This is a genomic window from Nocardioides palaemonis, from assembly GCF_018275325.1.
GTDB classification, from domain to species: domain Bacteria; phylum Actinomycetota; class Actinomycetes; order Propionibacteriales; family Nocardioidaceae; genus Nocardioides; species Nocardioides palaemonis.
In genome coordinates, this window is record NZ_JAGVQR010000001.1 from 1,840,862 (window position 1) to 1,857,121 (window position 16,260).

13 protein-coding genes are annotated in these 16,260 nt (G+C 72.6%); 10 read left to right on the forward strand and 3 right to left on the reverse strand.

Annotated features, from left to right (window positions below):
* The first annotated feature begins 110 nt into the window (after nt 1–110).
* Both pheS and pheT read left to right on the forward strand, forming a co-directional pair.
* On the forward strand, nt 111–1,208 hold the full coding sequence (pheS, locus tag KDN32_RS09100; RefSeq protein ID WP_211731677.1) for a phenylalanine--tRNA ligase subunit alpha: 1,098 nt from the start codon (nt 111–113) through the stop codon (nt 1,206–1,208).
* 16 nt (nt 1,209–1,224) lie between these two features.
* Complete coding sequence (pheT, locus tag KDN32_RS09105; protein ID WP_211731678.1) at nt 1,225–3,711, forward strand: phenylalanine--tRNA ligase subunit beta; 2,487 nt, start codon at nt 1,225–1,227, stop codon at nt 3,709–3,711.
* 55 nt (nt 3,712–3,766) lie between these two features.
* Here the strand turns inward: pheT and KDN32_RS09110 are convergent, their stop codons facing one another.
* Nucleotides 3,767–4,570, reverse strand: coding sequence for a maleylpyruvate isomerase family mycothiol-dependent enzyme (locus tag KDN32_RS09110; protein ID WP_211731679.1), 804 nt, complete (start codon nt 4,568–4,570; stop codon nt 3,767–3,769).
* 89 nt (nt 4,571–4,659) lie between these two features.
* On the opposite strand from KDN32_RS09110, the gene argC reads away from it, so the two are divergent.
* From argC to argG, 7 genes are read left to right on the forward strand one after another with little or no spacing between them, the layout of a single operon-like run.
* Entirely contained in the window at nt 4,660–5,688 is a 1,029-nt protein-coding gene (gene argC, locus KDN32_RS09115; protein WP_211731680.1) for an N-acetyl-gamma-glutamyl-phosphate reductase, read from the forward strand.
* On the forward strand, nt 5,688–6,839 hold the full coding sequence (gene argJ, locus KDN32_RS09120; RefSeq protein WP_211731681.1) for a bifunctional glutamate N-acetyltransferase/amino-acid acetyltransferase ArgJ: 1,152 nt from the start codon (nt 5,688–5,690) through the stop codon (nt 6,837–6,839). The genes argC and argJ overlap by 1 nt, the downstream gene beginning before the upstream one ends.
* Entirely contained in the window at nt 6,836–7,825 is a 990-nt protein-coding gene (gene argB / locus KDN32_RS09125; RefSeq protein ID WP_211731682.1) for an acetylglutamate kinase, read from the forward strand. Before argJ ends, argB begins: the two co-directional genes overlap by 4 nt.
* Entirely contained in the window at nt 7,825–9,024 is a 1,200-nt protein-coding gene (locus tag KDN32_RS09130) for an acetylornithine transaminase (RefSeq protein WP_211731683.1), read from the forward strand. Before argB ends, KDN32_RS09130 begins: the two co-directional genes overlap by 1 nt.
* Complete coding sequence (argF, locus tag KDN32_RS09135) at nt 9,021–9,944, forward strand: ornithine carbamoyltransferase (RefSeq protein ID WP_211731684.1); 924 nt, start codon at nt 9,021–9,023, stop codon at nt 9,942–9,944. The genes KDN32_RS09130 and argF overlap by 4 nt, the downstream gene beginning before the upstream one ends.
* Complete coding sequence (locus KDN32_RS09140; RefSeq protein ID WP_211731685.1) at nt 9,941–10,492, forward strand: arginine repressor; 552 nt, start codon at nt 9,941–9,943, stop codon at nt 10,490–10,492. Before argF ends, KDN32_RS09140 begins: the two co-directional genes overlap by 4 nt.
* Nucleotides 10,489–11,934, forward strand: a complete 1,446-nt coding sequence (gene argG / locus KDN32_RS09145) for an argininosuccinate synthase (protein ID WP_211731686.1) — start codon at nt 10,489–10,491, stop codon at nt 11,932–11,934. Before KDN32_RS09140 ends, argG begins: the two co-directional genes overlap by 4 nt.
* A 76-nt stretch (nt 11,935–12,010) precedes the next feature.
* On the opposite strand, the gene glpK is transcribed toward argG, so the two are convergent.
* Entirely contained in the window at nt 12,011–13,528 is a 1,518-nt protein-coding gene (glpK, locus tag KDN32_RS09150; RefSeq protein ID WP_211731687.1) for a glycerol kinase GlpK, read from the reverse strand.
* 71 nt (nt 13,529–13,599) lie between these two features.
* Entirely contained in the window at nt 13,600–14,313 is a 714-nt protein-coding gene (locus KDN32_RS09155; RefSeq protein WP_307854002.1) for an MIP/aquaporin family protein, read from the reverse strand.
* Nucleotides 14,314–14,492: 179 nt separating this feature from the next.
* Here KDN32_RS09155 and glpD point away from each other — a divergent pair, with 179 nt between their 5' ends.
* A complete protein-coding gene (glpD, locus tag KDN32_RS09160) occupies nt 14,493–16,211 on the forward strand; it encodes a glycerol-3-phosphate dehydrogenase (protein WP_211731688.1) in 1,719 nt (572 codons plus the stop codon).
* Nucleotides 16,212–16,260 lie beyond the last annotated feature (49 nt).

The window sequence follows — 16,260 nt, forward strand, 5'->3', positions numbered from 1 at the left end:
CCTCCTCCGGCGAGCTGCTGACGTCGACCTGGTCCGGGGACGCCTCCGACCCGACCTCCGTCCACACCTAGACTCTGCGGCGAACTGCTGACGCCGCGCGAAAGGGAGCCATGTCCGGCCCCAACACCGACTACGACCCTGTCGAAGTGACCCCGCTCAAGGCCGACCAGGTCGACGAGATGCGTGAGGCGGCCCTGGCCGCGATCGCGGACGCCGCCGACCTCGACGCGCTCAAGCAGGTCCGACTGGACCACGCCGGGGACCGTTCCCCGATCGCCCTCGCCAACCGCGAGATCGGCGCCCTGCCGCCCCAGGCGCGCAAGGAGGCCGGCCAGCGGGTCGGCCAGGCCCGCGGCGCGATCAACCAGGCTGTCGCCGCGCGCCAGGCCGTGCTCGAGGCCGAGCACGAGGAGCGGATGCTCGTCGAGGAGACCGTCGACGTCTCCCTGCCGACCACGCGTCGCCGCCGCGGCAGCCGACACCCCCTGACGCTGCAGTCCGAGCTGATCGCCGACCTGTTCGTCGCGATGGGCTACGAGGTCGCCGAGGGACCGGTCGTGGAGGCCGAGTGGCTCAACTTCGACGCCCTCAACCTCGGCCCCGACCACCCGGCACGCACCATGCAGGACACGTTCTGGACCGAGCCGGCCGAGGACCACGTCGTGCTGCGCACCCAGACCTCGCCGGTCCAGGCCCGCACCATGCTGACCCGCAAGCCTCCGATCTACGTCGTCTGCCCGGGCCGCGTCTTCCGCACCGACGAGTACGACGCCACCCACTCGCCGATGTTCCACCAGGTCGAGGGTCTCGTCGTCGACGAGGGCATCACGATGGCCCACCTCAAGGGGACGCTCGACCACTTCGCCTCGCAGCTCTTCGGCGACGGCATCACCACCCGGTTCCGCCCGTCCTACTTCCCGTTCACCGAGCCGTCCGCCGAGGTCGACGTCCTGTGCTTCGTGTGCCGCAACGTCGACCCGGCGTCGTGCCGCACCTGCCGCGGCGAGGGCTGGATCGAGTGGGGCGGCTGCGGCGTGGTCAACCCGCGCGTGCTCGTCGCGTGCGGTGTCGACCCCGAGGTCTACAGCGGCTTCGCGTTCGGCATGGGGATCGACCGCTCGTTCATGTTCCGGCACGGACTGGAGGACCTGCGCCCGCTCTTCGAGGGCGACGTCCGGTTCAGCAGCGCCTTCGGCACCGAGATCTGAGAGGGGACGCAGAGCCATGAAGGCCCCACTGTCCTGGATCCTTGACCACGTCGACGTCCCTGCCGGGACGACGACCGACGACCTCACCCACCGGCTGACCCTCACCGGCCTCAAGCTCGAGGCGATCGAGAGCCCCGGCAGGGAGATCACCGGCCCGCTCGTGGTCGGACGCGTGCTCACCATGGAGCCCGAGCCGCAGAAGAACGGCAAGACCATCAACTGGTGCACCGTCGACGTCGGTGACGCCAACGGCACCGGGGAGCCCCAGGGCATCGTCTGCGGTGCCCACAACTTCGCCCCCGGCGACCTCGTCGTCACGGTCCTGCCGGGCGGCGTCCTGCCCGGCGGCTTCGAGATCAGCGCCCGCAAGACCTACGGGCACCTGTCCGCCGGCATGATCTGCTCCTCGCGCGAGCTCGGGCTCGGTGACGACCACGACGGCATCATCGTGCTGCCCGAGGGCGCCGGCGAGCCCGGCCAGGACGTCCGTCCGCTGCTCGGGCTGGACGAGGAGACCATCGAGTTCGAGATCAACCCCGACCGGGCGTACGCCCTCTCGATCCGTGGCATCGCCCGCGAGGTGCTGGTGTCCGTCGAGGGCGCGAGCAGCTTCCGCGACCCGGCCGACCGCGACACCCCTGCAGCCGACGACGCCGGTCACCCGGTCGTGGTCGAGGACGCCGCGGGCTGTCCCGTCTTCGTCGCCCGCACGGTCACCGGGTTCGACCCTGCGGCGCCGACGCCGGACTTCATGGTCCGCCGGATCACCGCCGCCGGCATGCGTCCCATCTCGCTCGCGGTCGACGTCACCAACTACGTGATGCTCGAGACCGGCCGCCCGATCCACGGCTACGACGCCGACAAGGTGCAGGGCGCGCTGGTCGTGCGGCGCGCGCGTCAGGGCGAGACGCTCACGACCCTCGACGGCACGAAGCGCACCCTCGACCCGGGTGACCTCGTGGTCTGCGACGACTCCGGGATCATCGGCCTCGGCGGCGTGATGGGCGGCGAGACCACCGAGATGTCCGACACGACCACGACGGTCCTCGTCGAGGCGGCGCACTGGGACGCGGTCTCGATGTTCCGGACCGGGCGCCGGCACAAGATCACCTCGGAGGCCGGGAAGCGCAACGAGCGCGGCGTCGACCCGACCATCTGCGAGGCCGCCGCCGACCGCGTCGTCGAGCTGCTCGTCGAGCACGGCGGCGGCACGGCGGCGCCCGGCGTCACGGTCGTCGGCACGCCGCCGGCGATGGCGACGATCGAGGTCCGCGGCGACCTCGCGGAGCGCGTGTCCGGCATGCCGATCAGCGAGGAGCAGGCGGTCGAGTGCCTGCGTGCGATCGGCTGCGCCGTGTCCGGTTCGGGCACCCTGTCGGTCACGCCGCCCCCGTGGCGCCCCGACCTCACCGACGCGCAGGACTTCTCCGAGGAGGTCGTCCGCCTCGTCGGCTACGACAAGGTGCCGTCGGTGCTGCCGACGCCTCCCTCGGGCCGCGGGCTCACCCGCGCCCAGCAGCTGCGTCGGCGGGTGGGTCGCACGCTCGCCGGGGACGGCTTCGTCGAGGTGGTCAGCTTCCCGTTCGTGGGGGAGGGCGACCTCGAAGCCCTCGGCCTCCCCGCCGACGACCCGCGCCGCGACCTGCTGCGGCTGACCAACCCGCTGAGCGCCGAGACCCCGTTCATGACCACGACGCTCCTGCCCGGCGTGCTGCGCACGGCCGGCAAGAACGTCGGGCACGGCACCACCGACCTCGCGATCTTCGAGACGGGCACGGTGACGCTCCCGCGGCACGCCGGTCCGGCGGCGATCCTGCCCGTCGACCGACGTCCCACCGAGGAGGAGTTCGCCGCGCTCGACGCCGCGCTGCCCGCGCAGCCGCTGCACCTCGCCGTCGTCGCGTCGGGTGACGCGACGGCCGACGGCTGGTGGGGCGAGGCCCGGCCGGTCTCGTGGTCCGACGCCGTCGACGCCGTCCGCGCCGTCGCCGACGCCCTCGGCCTGGAGGTCACCACGAGCGCCGCGTCGGTCGCGCCCTGGCACCCCGGTCGCTGCGCCGAGCTGTCGGTCGACGGCGAGGTCGTCGGTCACGCCGGCGAGCTCCACCCGAAGGTCTGTGCCGCCTTCGGCCTGCCGAAGCGGACCGTGGCGGCCGAGGTCGACCTCGACGTGCTGGTCACGCGAGCCGTCCACCTGCGGCCCGCGCCGGCGTTCTCGTCCTACCCGGTCGCGAAGGAGGACGTGGCGCTGGTCGTCGATGCCTCCGTCCCGGCCGCCGACGTCGAGGCAGCGCTGCGCGAGGGAGCGGGCGAGCTGCTGGAGTCGATCCGGCTCTTCGACGTCTTCACCGGCGCCCAGGTCGGCGAGGGGAAGAAGTCGCTCGCCTACGCCCTGCGCTTCCGCGCCCCGGACCGGACGCTGAAGGAGGGCGAGGCAGCGGCCGCCCGCGACGCCGCCGTCGCCCTCGCCGCCGAGCGCACGGGAGCCGTCCAGCGCGCCTGAGCACGGACGGTGGAGCGCAGGGCCCGATCCACGGGCGCTGCGCTCCACCGTCGCGTCAGTTGATCGGCGAGCCCACGATCGCCCGGAACCGTCGCAGCACGTCCGGGTCGCCGGCCACGGCGATGCCCGTGTCGTCCGCGCGGTCCCAGAGCCAGAGGTCCAGGGCCGCGGCGGTGCCGTCGACGACCACGTCGGGCTCGACGTCCGCGTCCTCGGGGGCCTCGACGACGTGGAAGTCCTCCTCGTCGGCGTAGGACCTCCCGCTGTCCGGGTCCGTGCCGGAGAACGTGCCGAAGCGCAGCCAGAAGGCGTCGCCCGTGTCGGTCACGTCCACCCGCACCGTCGCCTCCTCCGGCTCCCAGGCACCCCACGGCGGCATCCCGCCGTACATGACGCCGAGGCACTCGTGCACGCCGTCGGCGGCGAGCGGCGCGTCGACGTCACTCCCCGCACCCGCCGTCTGCTCCGCGTCCACCCGGTGCACCAGCGCCTCGTGGGCCTGGCGGCGCAGGATGAAGCCGACGGTGTGGTCGTCCGACCAGTTCCACGCCTCCTCGCCCGGGTCGGCCGCCTCGAGGGCGGTGACCAGGTCGGCCGACCACCGGTCGAAGGCCTCGAGCAGCTCGGCGTACGACCCCGGGCGCTCGGGCTCGACCTCCTCCGGCTGGCTCGGCCGGGCGCCGACGACCTCGGCCCACCAGCGCTGCACGGTGGCGAGGTGCCAGAGCAGGTCGGCGGCGTCCCAGTCGGGACAGGCGGGCACGCGGGCGTCGGGGTCGCAGGCGGCGAGCACCTCGCGGAAGCGGGCGGACTCGGAGCGGATGGCGGACAGGTAGGCGTCGGGCGCGAGACGGGTCACCCGAGCACCGTAGGGGGAGCGACCGACGCCGCGCTCGGGCTTATCGGGCCCTTTCGCAGTGTCATGCACTGGCATGTATATTCATTCACATGTCCGCATCAGTCGCCGTCGCCGGAGCAAGTGGGTACGCCGGGGGCGAGGTGCTGCGCCTCCTGCTGGGTCACCCCGGGGTCGAGATCGGCGCCGTCACCGCCGGCAGCAACGCCGGCGAGCGGCTCGGCGCGCTACAGCCGCACCTGCTCCCGCTCGCCGACCGGGTGCTCGCCGACACCGCCGTCGAGACCCTCGCCGGGCACGACGTGGTGTTCCTCGGGCTGCCGCACGGCCAGTCGGCCGCGATCGCCCAGGCGCTCGGCGACGACACCGTCGTCATCGACTGCGGTGCCGACTTCCGGCTCACCGACCCGGGGGAGTGGCAGGCCTTCTACGGTGGCGAGCACGCCGGCTCGTGGCCCTACGGCCTGCCCGAGCTGCCCGGCCAGCGCGAGCTGCTCCGCGGCGCGCGGCGGATCGCCGTCCCGGGCTGCTACCCGACCGTCTCCACCCTGGCGATCGTCCCCGCGCTCACCGCTGGTCTCGTCGAGCCGGACGTCACGGTGGTCGCCGCCTCGGGCACCAGCGGCGCGGGCAAGGCCGCCAAGCCCCACCTGCTGGGCAGCGAGGTGATGGGCAACGCCAGCGCCTACGGCGTCGGCGGCACGCACCGGCACACCCCCGAGATCGTGCAGAACCTCAGCGGCGTCGCCGGCACCGCGGTGAAGGTCGGCTTCACGCCGCTCCTCGTGCCGATGTCGCGGGGCATCCTCGCGACGGTGCAGGCGCCGCTGGTCGACGGTGTGTCCGCCGCGCAGGCGCGCGACGCCTACGTGGCGGCGTACGCCGACGAGCCGTTCGTCCACGTCCTGCCGGAGGGCCAGTGGCCCCAGACCCAGTCCGTGCTCGGCTCCAACGCCGTGCAGGTCCAGGTCGCGGTCGACGAGCGCGTACGACGACTGGTGGCGGTGGCCGTGGTCGACAACCTCGCCAAGGGCACCGCCGGCGCCGCCGTCCAGTGCATGAACCTCGCCCTGGGCCTCGACGAGGCCACCGGGCTCTCCACGATCGGACTCGCTCCCTGATGACTGTCACCCACCCAGTCGGCTTCACCGCCGCCGGCGTCGCGGCCGGACTCAAGTCCACCGGTGCCAAGGACCTCGCCCTGGTCGTCAACCAGGGCCCCACCCACGACTCCGCCACCGTCTTCACCGCCAACCGCTGCAAGGCCAACCCGGTCCTCTGGAGCCAGGAGGTCGTCAAGGACGGCACCGTCCGTGCGGTCGTGCTCAACTCCGGCGGCGCCAACTGCTACACCGGGCCCGAGGGCTTCCAGACCACCCACGCCGTCGCCGAGAAGGTCGCCAGCGGCCTCGGCATCGGCGCGATCGACGTCGTGGTGTGCTCGACCGGCCTGATCGGCCTGGCCAACGACCGCGACGACCTCCTCGCCGGCGTCGAGGCCGCCACCGCCGCCCTGTCCGCAGACGGTGGCGCGAGCGCGGCCGAGGCGATCATGACGACCGACTCGGTCAGCAAGAACACCGTGGTCGAGGGGGCCGGCTGGTCCGTCGGCGGCATGGCCAAGGGCGCCGGGATGCTCGCGCCCCAGCTCGCCACCATGCTCGTCGTGCTGACCACCGACGCGGTCGTGCCGGCCGCCGAGCTCGACGCGGCGCTGCGCGCCGCCACGCGGGTCAGCTTCGACCGGCTCGACTCCGACGGCTGCATGTCCACCAACGACACGGTCACCGTGATGGCGAGCGGGGCCAGCGGCATCACGCCCACCCCCGAGGACTTCACCGCCGCCCTCACCCAGGCCTGCACCGACCTCGCCATGCAGCTGCTGAAGGACGCCGAGGGCGCCGACCACGAGATCGCCATCACCACCCTCCACGCGGCCTCCGAGGAGGAGGCCGTCGAGGTCAGCCGCAGCGTGGCCCGCAGCAACCTCTTCAAGGCCGCGATCTTCGGCAACGACCCCAACTGGGGCCGCGTCCTCGCCTCGATCGGCACCACGCAGGCGCAGTTCGACCCCGCCGACCTCGACGTCGCCATGAACGGCGTCTGGGTGTGCCGTGAGTCCACCCCCGCCGAGGACCCCGCCACGGTCGACCTCACCGGCCGCGAGGTCAGCGTGACCATCGACCTCAAGTCCGGCGACGCCCGCGCGACCGTCTGGACCAACGACCTCACCCACGCCTACGTCCACGAGAACAGCGCGTACAGCTCATGAACCAGACCCAGGACCACTCCCAGGACCGGCCCGCGGACGGCCGGGGCGCCGAGACCGCCGTCGACCAGACCCCTCGCCGGCCAGACCCGGCCAAGGCACGCACCCTGGCGGCCGCGCTGCCGTGGCTCAAGCGCTACCACGGCCAGACGATCGTGGTGAAGTACGGCGGCAACGCGATGACCGACGACGCGCTCAAGGTCGCCTTCGCCGAGGACATCGCGTTCCTGCGGTTCGCCGGCTTCAAGCCCGTCGTCGTGCACGGCGGCGGTCCGCAGATCTCGCGGATGCTCGACCGGCTCGGCATCGCGTCGGAGTTCCGCGGCGGCCTGCGCGTGACCACGCCCGAGGCGATGGACGTCGTCCGGATGGTGCTCGTCGGCCAGGTGCAGCGCGAGCTCGTGGGGCTGATCAACCAGCACGGCGCGCTCGCCGTCGGCCTGTCCGGCGAGGACGCCGGGCTGTTCCGGGCCGAGGCCACGGGCACCGTCGTCGACGGCGAGGAGGTCGACCTCGGCCTCGTCGGCGAGGTCGCCGAGGTCCGTCCGGAGGCCGTCCTCGACCTGATCGAGGCCGGCCGGGTCCCCGTGGTGAGCTCGGTCGCCCCCGACGCCCACGGCCTGGTCCACAACGTCAACGCCGACACCGCCGCGGCCGCGCTCGCCGTCGCGCTCGGGGCGGAGAAGCTGATGGTGCTCACCGACGTCGAGGGCCTCTACCGCGACTACGGCAACTCCGACGACCTGATCCAGGAGATCAGCCCCGAGGCGCTCGGCGAGATGCTGCCCGGCCTCGACGCCGGGATGATCCCCAAGATGCGCGCCTGCTACGAGGCGGTCGTCGGGGGAGTGCCCCGCGCGACGGTCGTCGACGGCCGTGAGCCGCACGCCGTGCTGCTCGAGATCTTCACCGACGAGGGCGTCGGCACCCAGGTGCTGCCCGGCGTCGCGACGCGGCTCCGCAAGCCCTACGGATCGGAGGACGCGTGATGAGCGACGTCCAGGAGCGCTACTCCCGCGCGGTCATGAACACCTTCGGCCCGCCGGCGCTCGCGCTGGCCCGGGGGAGGGGCGCGCACGTCTGGGACGCCGACGGCAGGGAGTACGTCGACCTGCTCGGCGGGATCGCCGTCAACGCGCTCGGCCACGCCCACCCGGCGCTGGTCGAGGCCGTGACCACCCAGCTCGAGACCCTCGGCCACGTCAGCAACTTCTTCGCCACGGAGCCGCAGGTCGCGCTCGCGGAGCGGCTCGTCGGGCTGCTCGGGTGGGGCGACGACGCACGCGTGTTCTTCAGCAACTCCGGTGCCGAGGCCAACGAGGCGGCGCTCAAGCTCACCCGCCGCACCGGCCGGACGCGGATCGTCGCCGCCGAGGGCTCGTTCCACGGCCGGACCATGGGTGCCCTGGCGCTCACCTCCAAGGCCGCCTACCGCGAGCCCTTCGAGCCGCTCCCCGGCGACGTCACGTTCGTCCCGTTCGACGACGTGGCCGCCCTCGAGGCGGCGGTCGACGACACCGTCGCAGCCGTGGTGCTCGAGCCGATCCAGGGCGAGGCCGGCGTCGTCGTGCCGTCCCCGGACCTCCTCGCCGCCGCCGGCCGGATCGCCCACGCCCACGGCGCCCTGCTGTGGGTCGACGAGGTGCAGACCGGCATCGCCCGCACCGGCGCGTGGTTCGCCCACCAGCTCGTCGACGGCGCCGAGCCCGACGTGGTCACCCTGGCCAAGGGCCTCGGTGGCGGCATCCCGGTCGGCGCGACCGTCGCCCGGGGCGCGGCCGCGACGCTGCTGCAGCCCGGCAACCACGGCACGACGTTCGGCGGCAACCCGGTCGCGGCGGCCGCCGCGCTGGCCGTCCTCGCGACCGTCGAGGCCGACGACCTGCTGGGCGCCGCGACCGCTCGCGGCGAGCAGCTCGCCGGGCTGCTCGCCGCCCAGACCGGCGTCGTGCAGGTCACCGGCGCCGGCCTGATGCGCGGCGCCGAGCTCGACGGGCCGTACGCGCCGCACGCCGTGGCAGCGGCCCGCGACGCCGGCTTCATCCTCAACGCGACCGGGCCGACGCGGCTGCGCTTCGTCCCGCCGCTCGTCATCACCTCCGAGGACCTCGACGCGCTCGGCGCAGCCCTCCCGTCGATCCTCGCCCACGCCCGCACTGCCGCCGGCTCACAGGAGACCCACGCATGACCCGCCACTTCCTCCGCGACGACGACCTGTCGCCCGCCGAGCTCCTCGAGGTGCTCGACCTCGCCGACGCGATGAAGGCCGACCCGTTCGGCCACAGGCCCCTGGCCGGCCCGCACACGGTCGCGCTGGTCTTCGACCGGCCGACCCTGCGGACCCAGGTGTCCTTCGCGGCCGGCATCGCCGAGCTCGGCGGCAACCCGATGACCGTCGACGGCGGCCTGGCCGCGATGGGCTCGCGCGAGGGCGTCGAGGACGTGGCCCGCATCCTCGGCCGCCAGGCCGCGGCGATCGTGTGGCGCACCGCCCACCAGAGCGACGTCGACACCATGGCGGCCTACGCCCACGTCCCGGTCCTCAACGCGCTCACCGACGAGTTCCACCCGTGTCAGCTGCTGGCCGACCTGCAGACCGTCCGCGAGCACAAGGGACGCCTCGCCGGCGTCCGGGCGGCGTTCGTCGGCGACGGCGCCTGCAACATGGGCAACTCATGGGTCCTCGCGGGCGCGTCGGCGGGCATGCACGTCGTCGTCGGCGCCCCCGCGGGCTTCGGCCCGGACGCCGACGTCGTCGCCCGGGCCCGCGAGATCGCCCAGGACACCGGCGGCTCGATCGAGCTGACGACCGACCCCGTCGAGGCGGTGCACGGTGCCGACGCCGTGATCACCGACTCGTGGGTGAGCATGGGACGCGAGGAGGAGGCCGCCGAGCGGCTGCGGATCTTCCCGCCCTACGGCGTCACGGACGAGCTGCTCTCCCACGCCACGTCCGACGCGATCGTCCTGCACTGCCTGCCCGCCTACCGCGGGAAGGAGATCTCCGAGGAGGTCATCGAGGGCACGCAGTCGGTCGTCTGGGACGAGGCCGAGAACCGGCGGCACGCCCAGAAGGCGGTGCTGACCTGGCTCCTGGACAAATCATGACGGCCGTCAGCCCGCTGACCAAGGGCGCCCGCCACCAGCGGATCGTCGACATCGTCACCGCCCACCCCGTGCGCTCGCAGACCGAGCTCGCCGAGCTGCTCGCCGACCACGGCGTCCGCGTCACCCAGGCCACGCTGAGCCGTGACCTCGTCGAGCTCGACGCGGTGAAGGTGCGCAGCGCGGACGGCGCGCTGGTCTACGCCGTCCCCGGTGAGGGCGGGGACCGCTCCGCCCAGGCGCCGCGCGAGAGCGCCGCCGGGCGCGAACGGCTCGCCCGGCTCTGCGCCGAGCTCCTGGTGAGTGCGGAGGCCAGCGCCAACCTGGTCGTGCTCCGCACCCCGCCCGGGGCCGCGCAGTTCCTGGCGAGCGCCTTCGACAAGGCCGACCTCGGCGACATCCTCGGCACCATCGCCGGCGACGACACCCTCCTGGTCATCGGCCGCGACCCGCAGGGCGGCGACGCCCTGGCGCAGCGGTTCCTCGACCTGGCCAATGACCACCACCACGCCGGCTCCACCCACACCAGCACTGAAAAGGACTCCCAGTGAGCAAGGTCCTCACCTCCCTTCCCGTCGGCGAGCGCGTCGGCATCGCCTTCTCCGGCGGGCTCGACACGTCCGTGGCCGTCGCCTGGATGCGCGCCAAGGGCGCGGTCCCGTGCACCTACACCGCCGACATCGGCCAGTACGACGAGCCCGACATCTCCGGCGTCCCGTCCCGCGCGATGCAGTACGGCGCCGAGCTCGCGCGCGCCGTCGACTGCAAGACCCAGCTCGTCGAGGAGGGCCTCGCCGCCCTCGCCTGCGGCGCCTTCCACATCCGCTCGGGCGGCCGCGCGTACTTCAACACCACGCCGCTCGGACGCGCCGTGACCGGCACCATGCTGGTCCGCGCGATGCACGACGACGACGTCAACATCTGGGGCGACGGCTCGACCTTCAAGGGCAACGACATCGAGCGGTTCTACCGCTACGGCCTGCTCGCCAACCCCGACCTGCGCATCTACAAGCCGTGGCTCGACGCCGACTTCGTCACCGAGCTCGGCGGGCGCCACGAGATGAGCGCCTGGCTCACCGAGCAGGGCCTGCCCTACCGCGACAGCCAGGAGAAGGCGTACTCCACCGACGCCAACATCTGGGGCGCGACCCACGAGGCCAAGACCCTCGAGCACCTCGACGTCTCGCTGGAGACGGTCGAGCCGATCATGGGCGTGAAGTTCTGGGACCCGTCGGTCTCGATCGAGGCCGAGGACGTCACCATCCGGTTCGACCAGGGGCGCCCGGTGGCGATCAACGGCACCCGCTACGACGACCCGGTGGCGCTGGTCCACGAGGCCAACGCGATCGGCGGGCGCCACGGGCTCGGGATGTCCGACCAGATCGAGAACCGGATCATCGAGGCCAAGTCGCGCGGCATCTACGAGGCGCCGGCGATGGCGCTGCTGTTCATCGCCTACGAGCGGCTGGTCAACGCGATCCACAACGAGGACACCGTCGCGCAGTACCACAACGAGGGCCGCAAGCTCGGGCGGCTGCTCTACGAGGGACGCTGGCTCGACCCGCAGGCGCTGATGATCCGCGAGTCGGTCCAGCGCTGGATCGCCTCCCTCGTGACCGGCGAGGTGACGCTCCGGCTGCGCCGCGGCGAGGACTACACGATCCTGCGGACCGACGGCCCGGCGTTCTCCTACCACCCCGACAAGCTGTCGATGGAGCGCACCGAGAACGCCGCGTTCGGCCCGACCGACCGGATCGGCCAGCTCACGATGCGCAACCTCGACATCGCCGACTCCCGCGCCAAGCTCGAGCTCTACGCCTCGCAGCCGCTCGACCAGGGCCAGGTCCTCGTCGAGAACGGCACGCTCTACGGCGCGATCGAGGCGGGCGGCTTCGACCGGATCACCGGCAGCGCGTCCGGCGACGAGACGGACGGCGAGCCCCTCGACGAGTCCGCCCTCGACAACGCCGCGATGGAGTTCGGCACGGACTGAGCCCACGGACGCAGCACGCCGACGCACCGGCGCCCGGGGTCGAGGACCCCGGGCGCCGCTGCACGCACGAGGCGTGTCACTCCACGTCGTCGTCGACCCAGTCCAGGGTCTTGGTGACCGCCTTCTTCCAGTTGCGGTAGAGGCGCTCGCGCTCGTCCTCGGGCATCTGCGGGCTCCAGCGCTTGTCCTCGCCCCAGTTGTCGCGGATGTCGTCCTCGTTCTCCCAGTAGCCCACGGCGAGGCCGGCGGCGTACGCCGCACCGAGCGCCGTCGTCTCCGCGACCTTCGGACGGACCACGTCGACGCCGAGGATGTCGGCCTGGAACTGCATGAGCGTCTCGTTGACCACCATGCCGCCGTCGACGCGCAGCTCGGTGAGCGGGACGCCGGAGTCGGCGTTCATCGCGTCGAGCACCTCGCGGGTCTGGAAGGCGGTCGACTCGAGCACCGCGCGGGCGATGTGGTTGCGGTTGACGTAGCGGGTCAGGCCGACGAGCGCGCCGCGCGCGTCGGGGCGCCAGTGCGGGGCGAAGAGGCCCGAGAACGCCGGCACGAAGTACGCGCCGCCGTTGTCCTCGACCTTCATCGCCAGCTCCTCGATCTCGGCCGCGGAGCCGATCATGCCGAGGTTGTCCCGGATCCACTGCACGAGCGACCCGGTCACCGCGATCGACCCCTCGAGGGCGTAGACGGTCTCCTGCTCGCCGATCTTGTAGCAGACCGTCGTGAGCAGGCCGTTCTCGCTCGGCACCTGCTCGGTGCCGGTGTTGAGGAGCATGAAGTTGCCCGTGCCGTAGGTGTTCTTGGCGGTGCCCTTCTCCAGGCACGCCTGGCCGAAGGTCGCCGCCTGCTGGTCGCCGAGGATGCCGGCGATCGGGGTGCCGTTGAGGACGCCCGGCTTGCACTCGCCGTAGACCTCCGAGGACGACTTGATCTCGGGCAGCATCGACATCGGGATGCCCATGTCCGCAGCGATCGACTCGTCCCACGTCTGGTCCTCGAGCCGCATCAGCATGGTGCGGCTGGCGTTGGTCACGTCGGTGACGTGGACGCCGTCGTTGTCGGCGCCGCCGGTGAGGTTCCACAGCACCCAGGTGTCGGTGTTGCCGAAGACCAGGTCCCCGGCCTCGGCCTTCTCCCGCGCCCCGTCGACGTTGTCGAGGATCCACTTCACCTTCGGGCCCGAGAAGTACGTCGCCAGCGGGAGGCCGCAGATGGCCTTGTAGCGCTCGACGCCCTCGTCGCCGGCCAGCGCGTCGACGATCTTCTGGGTGCGGGTGTCCTGCCACACGATGGCGTTGTAGACCGGCTGCCCGGTGGTCTTGTCCCACACCACGGCGGTCTCACGCTGGTTGGTGATGCCCACCGCCGCGATGTTCTTGCTGTTGAGGTTGGCCTTCGCCAGCGCCCCGCCGATCACCTTGCGGGTGTTCTCCCAGATCTCGATCGGGTCGTGCTCGACCCAGCCGGCGCGCGGGAAGATCTGCTCGTGCTCGACCTGGTCGACCGCCACGACCGAGCCGGAGTGGTCGAAGATCATCGCGCGCGTGCTGGTGGTGCCCTGGTCGATGGACAGGATGTAGGTCGTGGGCATCGGTTGCCTCCGTGGGGTTTCCGTGTGGGGTGGGTGCTGGACGTGGACGTGCGGACGGTGGGGCGGGTGGCTCAGACGAAGCCGACGACGTTGGCGGCGAGGCCGCCGAGGATGCCGCCGACGAGGGGTGCCACGACCGGCACCCAGGCGTAGTCCCAGCCGCTGCTGCCCTTGCGGGGGATCGGCAGCAGGGCGTGCATGATGCGCGGGCCCAGGTCGCGGGCGGGGTTGATGGCGTACCCCGTGGGGCCGCCGAGGCTGGCGCCGATCGCGACGACGAGCAGGGCGACGGCCAGCGGACCGACCTCGGTGGGGGTGCGGCCGAACGAGAGGATCACGAACACCAGCACGAAGGTGCCGATCACCTCGGTGACGACGTTCCAGCCGTTCGAACGGATCGTCGGCATGGTGCTGAAGACTCCGAGCTTGGAGCCCTCGTCGGCGTCCGGGTCGTCGAAGTGCTTCTTGTACGCCGCCCACGCGAGCGTCGCGCCGAGCATCGCGCCGAGCATCTGGCCTGCGAGGTAGGTGAGCACGTCGGCGAACGAGAGGCCGGAGTCGCCGGCGGCGAGGATGCCGAACGTGACGGCCGGGTTGAGGTGGGCGCCGGACTTGTAGGCGACGTAGACGCCCGAGTAGACCGCCAGGCCCCAGCCGAAGTTGATCATCAGGGTGCCGCCGGCGTTGCCACCGGTCTTCGGCAGCAGGACGTTGGCCACCACGCCGCAGCCGAGCAGGATGAGGATCGCGGTCCCCATCAGCTCGGGGAGGAAGATGTCGCTGATCACGCGTTGCCTCTCGTCGAGAGTCGGAACGCCCGAGAACGTGACGCAGGCCACAGGCGTTGGGTCCCGGGCATCCTTGCACAGTGCCTAAGCGGTGCCGGGACGCAGAAATGCCGTCGGGGCAGGCTGAGTAGGGTGGTGACGACCCCACGCCACCCGTCTCACGGAGGTGCCTCGCCATGCCTCGTTCGTCCCGTCTCGGTCCCGAGGAGCGCGCCGCCGGCTGGCACTCGCTCGCCGACGCCGACATCGACGTGCTGGTCATCGGTGGTGGGGTCACCGGCGCCGGCGTCGCCCTCGACGCGGCCACCCGCGGTCTGCGCGTCGTCCTCGTCGAGCAGCGCGACCTCGCGTCCGGGACGTCGTCGCGCAGCTCCAAGCTGTTCCACGGCGGCCTGCGCTACCTCGAGCAGATGAACTTCTCGCTCGTCCGCGAGGCGCTGCGCGAGCGCGAGCTCATGCTGACCCGCATCGCCCCCCACCTCGTCCGCCCGGTGTCGTTCCTCTACCCGCTCCAGCACCGCGTCTGGGAGCGCCCCTACGTCACGGCCGGCCTGACCCTGTACGACACGATGGGCGGCGCCCGCTCGCTCCCGCGGCATCGCCAGCTCACCCGCTCCGGCGCGCTCAAGCTCGCGCCCGGCCTGCGCCGCGACGCCCTCGCCGGCGGCCTGCTCTACTACGACGCCCAGGCCGACGACGCCCGCCACACGATGATGCTGGCGCGCACCGCCGCGTCCTACGGCGCGACCGTGCTGCCCTCGGTCAAGGTCACCGGTCTGACCCGTGCCGGCGAGCGGATCGTCGGCGCGACCGTCACCGACGTCGAGACGGGGGAGGAGCAGACCCTCTCCTCGCGCGTCGTCATCAACTGCGCCGGCGTGTGGACCGACGAGGTCCAGACGATGGCGGGCGGTCGCGGCCGCTTCAACGTCCGCGCCTCCAAGGGCGTCCACATCGTCGTCCCTCGCGACCGGATCAACTCCGAGACCGGCATGATCCTGCGCACCGAGAAGTCCGTGCTGTTCGTCATCCCGTGGGGCACCCACTGGATCGTCGGCACCACCGACACCGACTGGGAGCTCGACCGCGCCCACCCGGCCGCCAGCCGCGCCGACATCGACTACATCCTCGACCACGTCAACACCGTGCTCGCCAAGCCGCTGACCCACGACGACATCGAGGGCGTCTACGCCGGCCTGCGGCCGTTGCTGAGCGGCGAGAGCGAGGCCACCTCCAGCCTGTCGCGCGAGCACGCGGTCGCCCGGCCGCAGCCCGGCCTCATCTCGATCGCGGGCGGCAAGTACACGACCTACCGCGTCATGGCAGCGGACGCGGTCGACGCTGCCCTGGTCGACCTGCCCTCGGGCGTCGGCACCTGCGTCACCGACCAGATCCCGCTGGTCGGTGCCCAGGGCTACCAGGCGCTGACCAACCAGACCGACCGGCTGGCCCGCGAGCGGCACCTGCCGACCTGGCGGATCACCCACCTGCTCGAGCGCTACGGCTCGCTGCTCGACGAGGTGCTCGAGCTGGCCGACGACGACGCCTCGCTGCTGGAACCGCTCCCGGGCGCCGAGGAGTACCTCAAGGTCGAGGTCGTCTACGCCGCCTCCCACGAGGGCGCGCTGCACCTCGACGACCTGCTCGCCCGCCGCACCCGCATCTCCATCGAGGCGCACGACCGGGGCGTTGCCTGCGCCGACGACGCCGCTCGGCTGGTCGCGCCCGTGCTCGGGTGGGACGACGAGCGGGTCGCCGACGAGGTGGCCGCGTACCGCGCCCGCGTGGCCGCCGAGCGCGAGTCGCAGGTCGAGGCCGACGACCTCGCCGCCAACGCCGAGCGCCTCGCGGCGCCCGACATCCGGGCCCGTGCCGTCGGGCGCGCGCTCGACTGACAGACTCAGGGTCGTGAGCGAGCCGGAGCAGACGACCGCGCCCGAGACC

Bases quoted from the DNA above. Each gene is read 5' to 3' on its own strand.
- pheS (WP_211731677.1), top strand. From the start codon at position 111: ATGTCCGGCCCCAACACCGACTACGACCCTGTCGAAGTGACCCCGCTC.
- pheT (WP_211731678.1), top strand. From the start codon at position 1,225: ATGAAGGCCCCACTGTCCTGGATCCTTGACCACGTCGACGTCCCTGCC.
- argC (WP_211731680.1), top strand. From the start codon at position 4,660: ATGTCCGCATCAGTCGCCGTCGCCGGAGCAAGTGGGTACGCCGGGGGC.
- argJ (WP_211731681.1), top strand. From the start codon at position 5,688: ATGACTGTCACCCACCCAGTCGGCTTCACCGCCGCCGGCGTCGCGGCC.
- argB (WP_211731682.1), top strand. From the start codon at position 6,836: ATGAACCAGACCCAGGACCACTCCCAGGACCGGCCCGCGGACGGCCGG.
- KDN32_RS09130 (WP_211731683.1), top strand. From the start codon at position 7,825: ATGAGCGACGTCCAGGAGCGCTACTCCCGCGCGGTCATGAACACCTTC.
- argF (WP_211731684.1), top strand. From the start codon at position 9,021: ATGACCCGCCACTTCCTCCGCGACGACGACCTGTCGCCCGCCGAGCTC.
- KDN32_RS09140 (WP_211731685.1), top strand. From the start codon at position 9,941: ATGACGGCCGTCAGCCCGCTGACCAAGGGCGCCCGCCACCAGCGGATC.
- glpK (WP_211731687.1), bottom strand. From the start codon at position 13,528: ATGCCCACGACCTACATCCTGTCCATCGACCAGGGCACCACCAGCACG.
- glpD (WP_211731688.1), top strand. From the start codon at position 14,493: ATGCCTCGTTCGTCCCGTCTCGGTCCCGAGGAGCGCGCCGCCGGCTGG.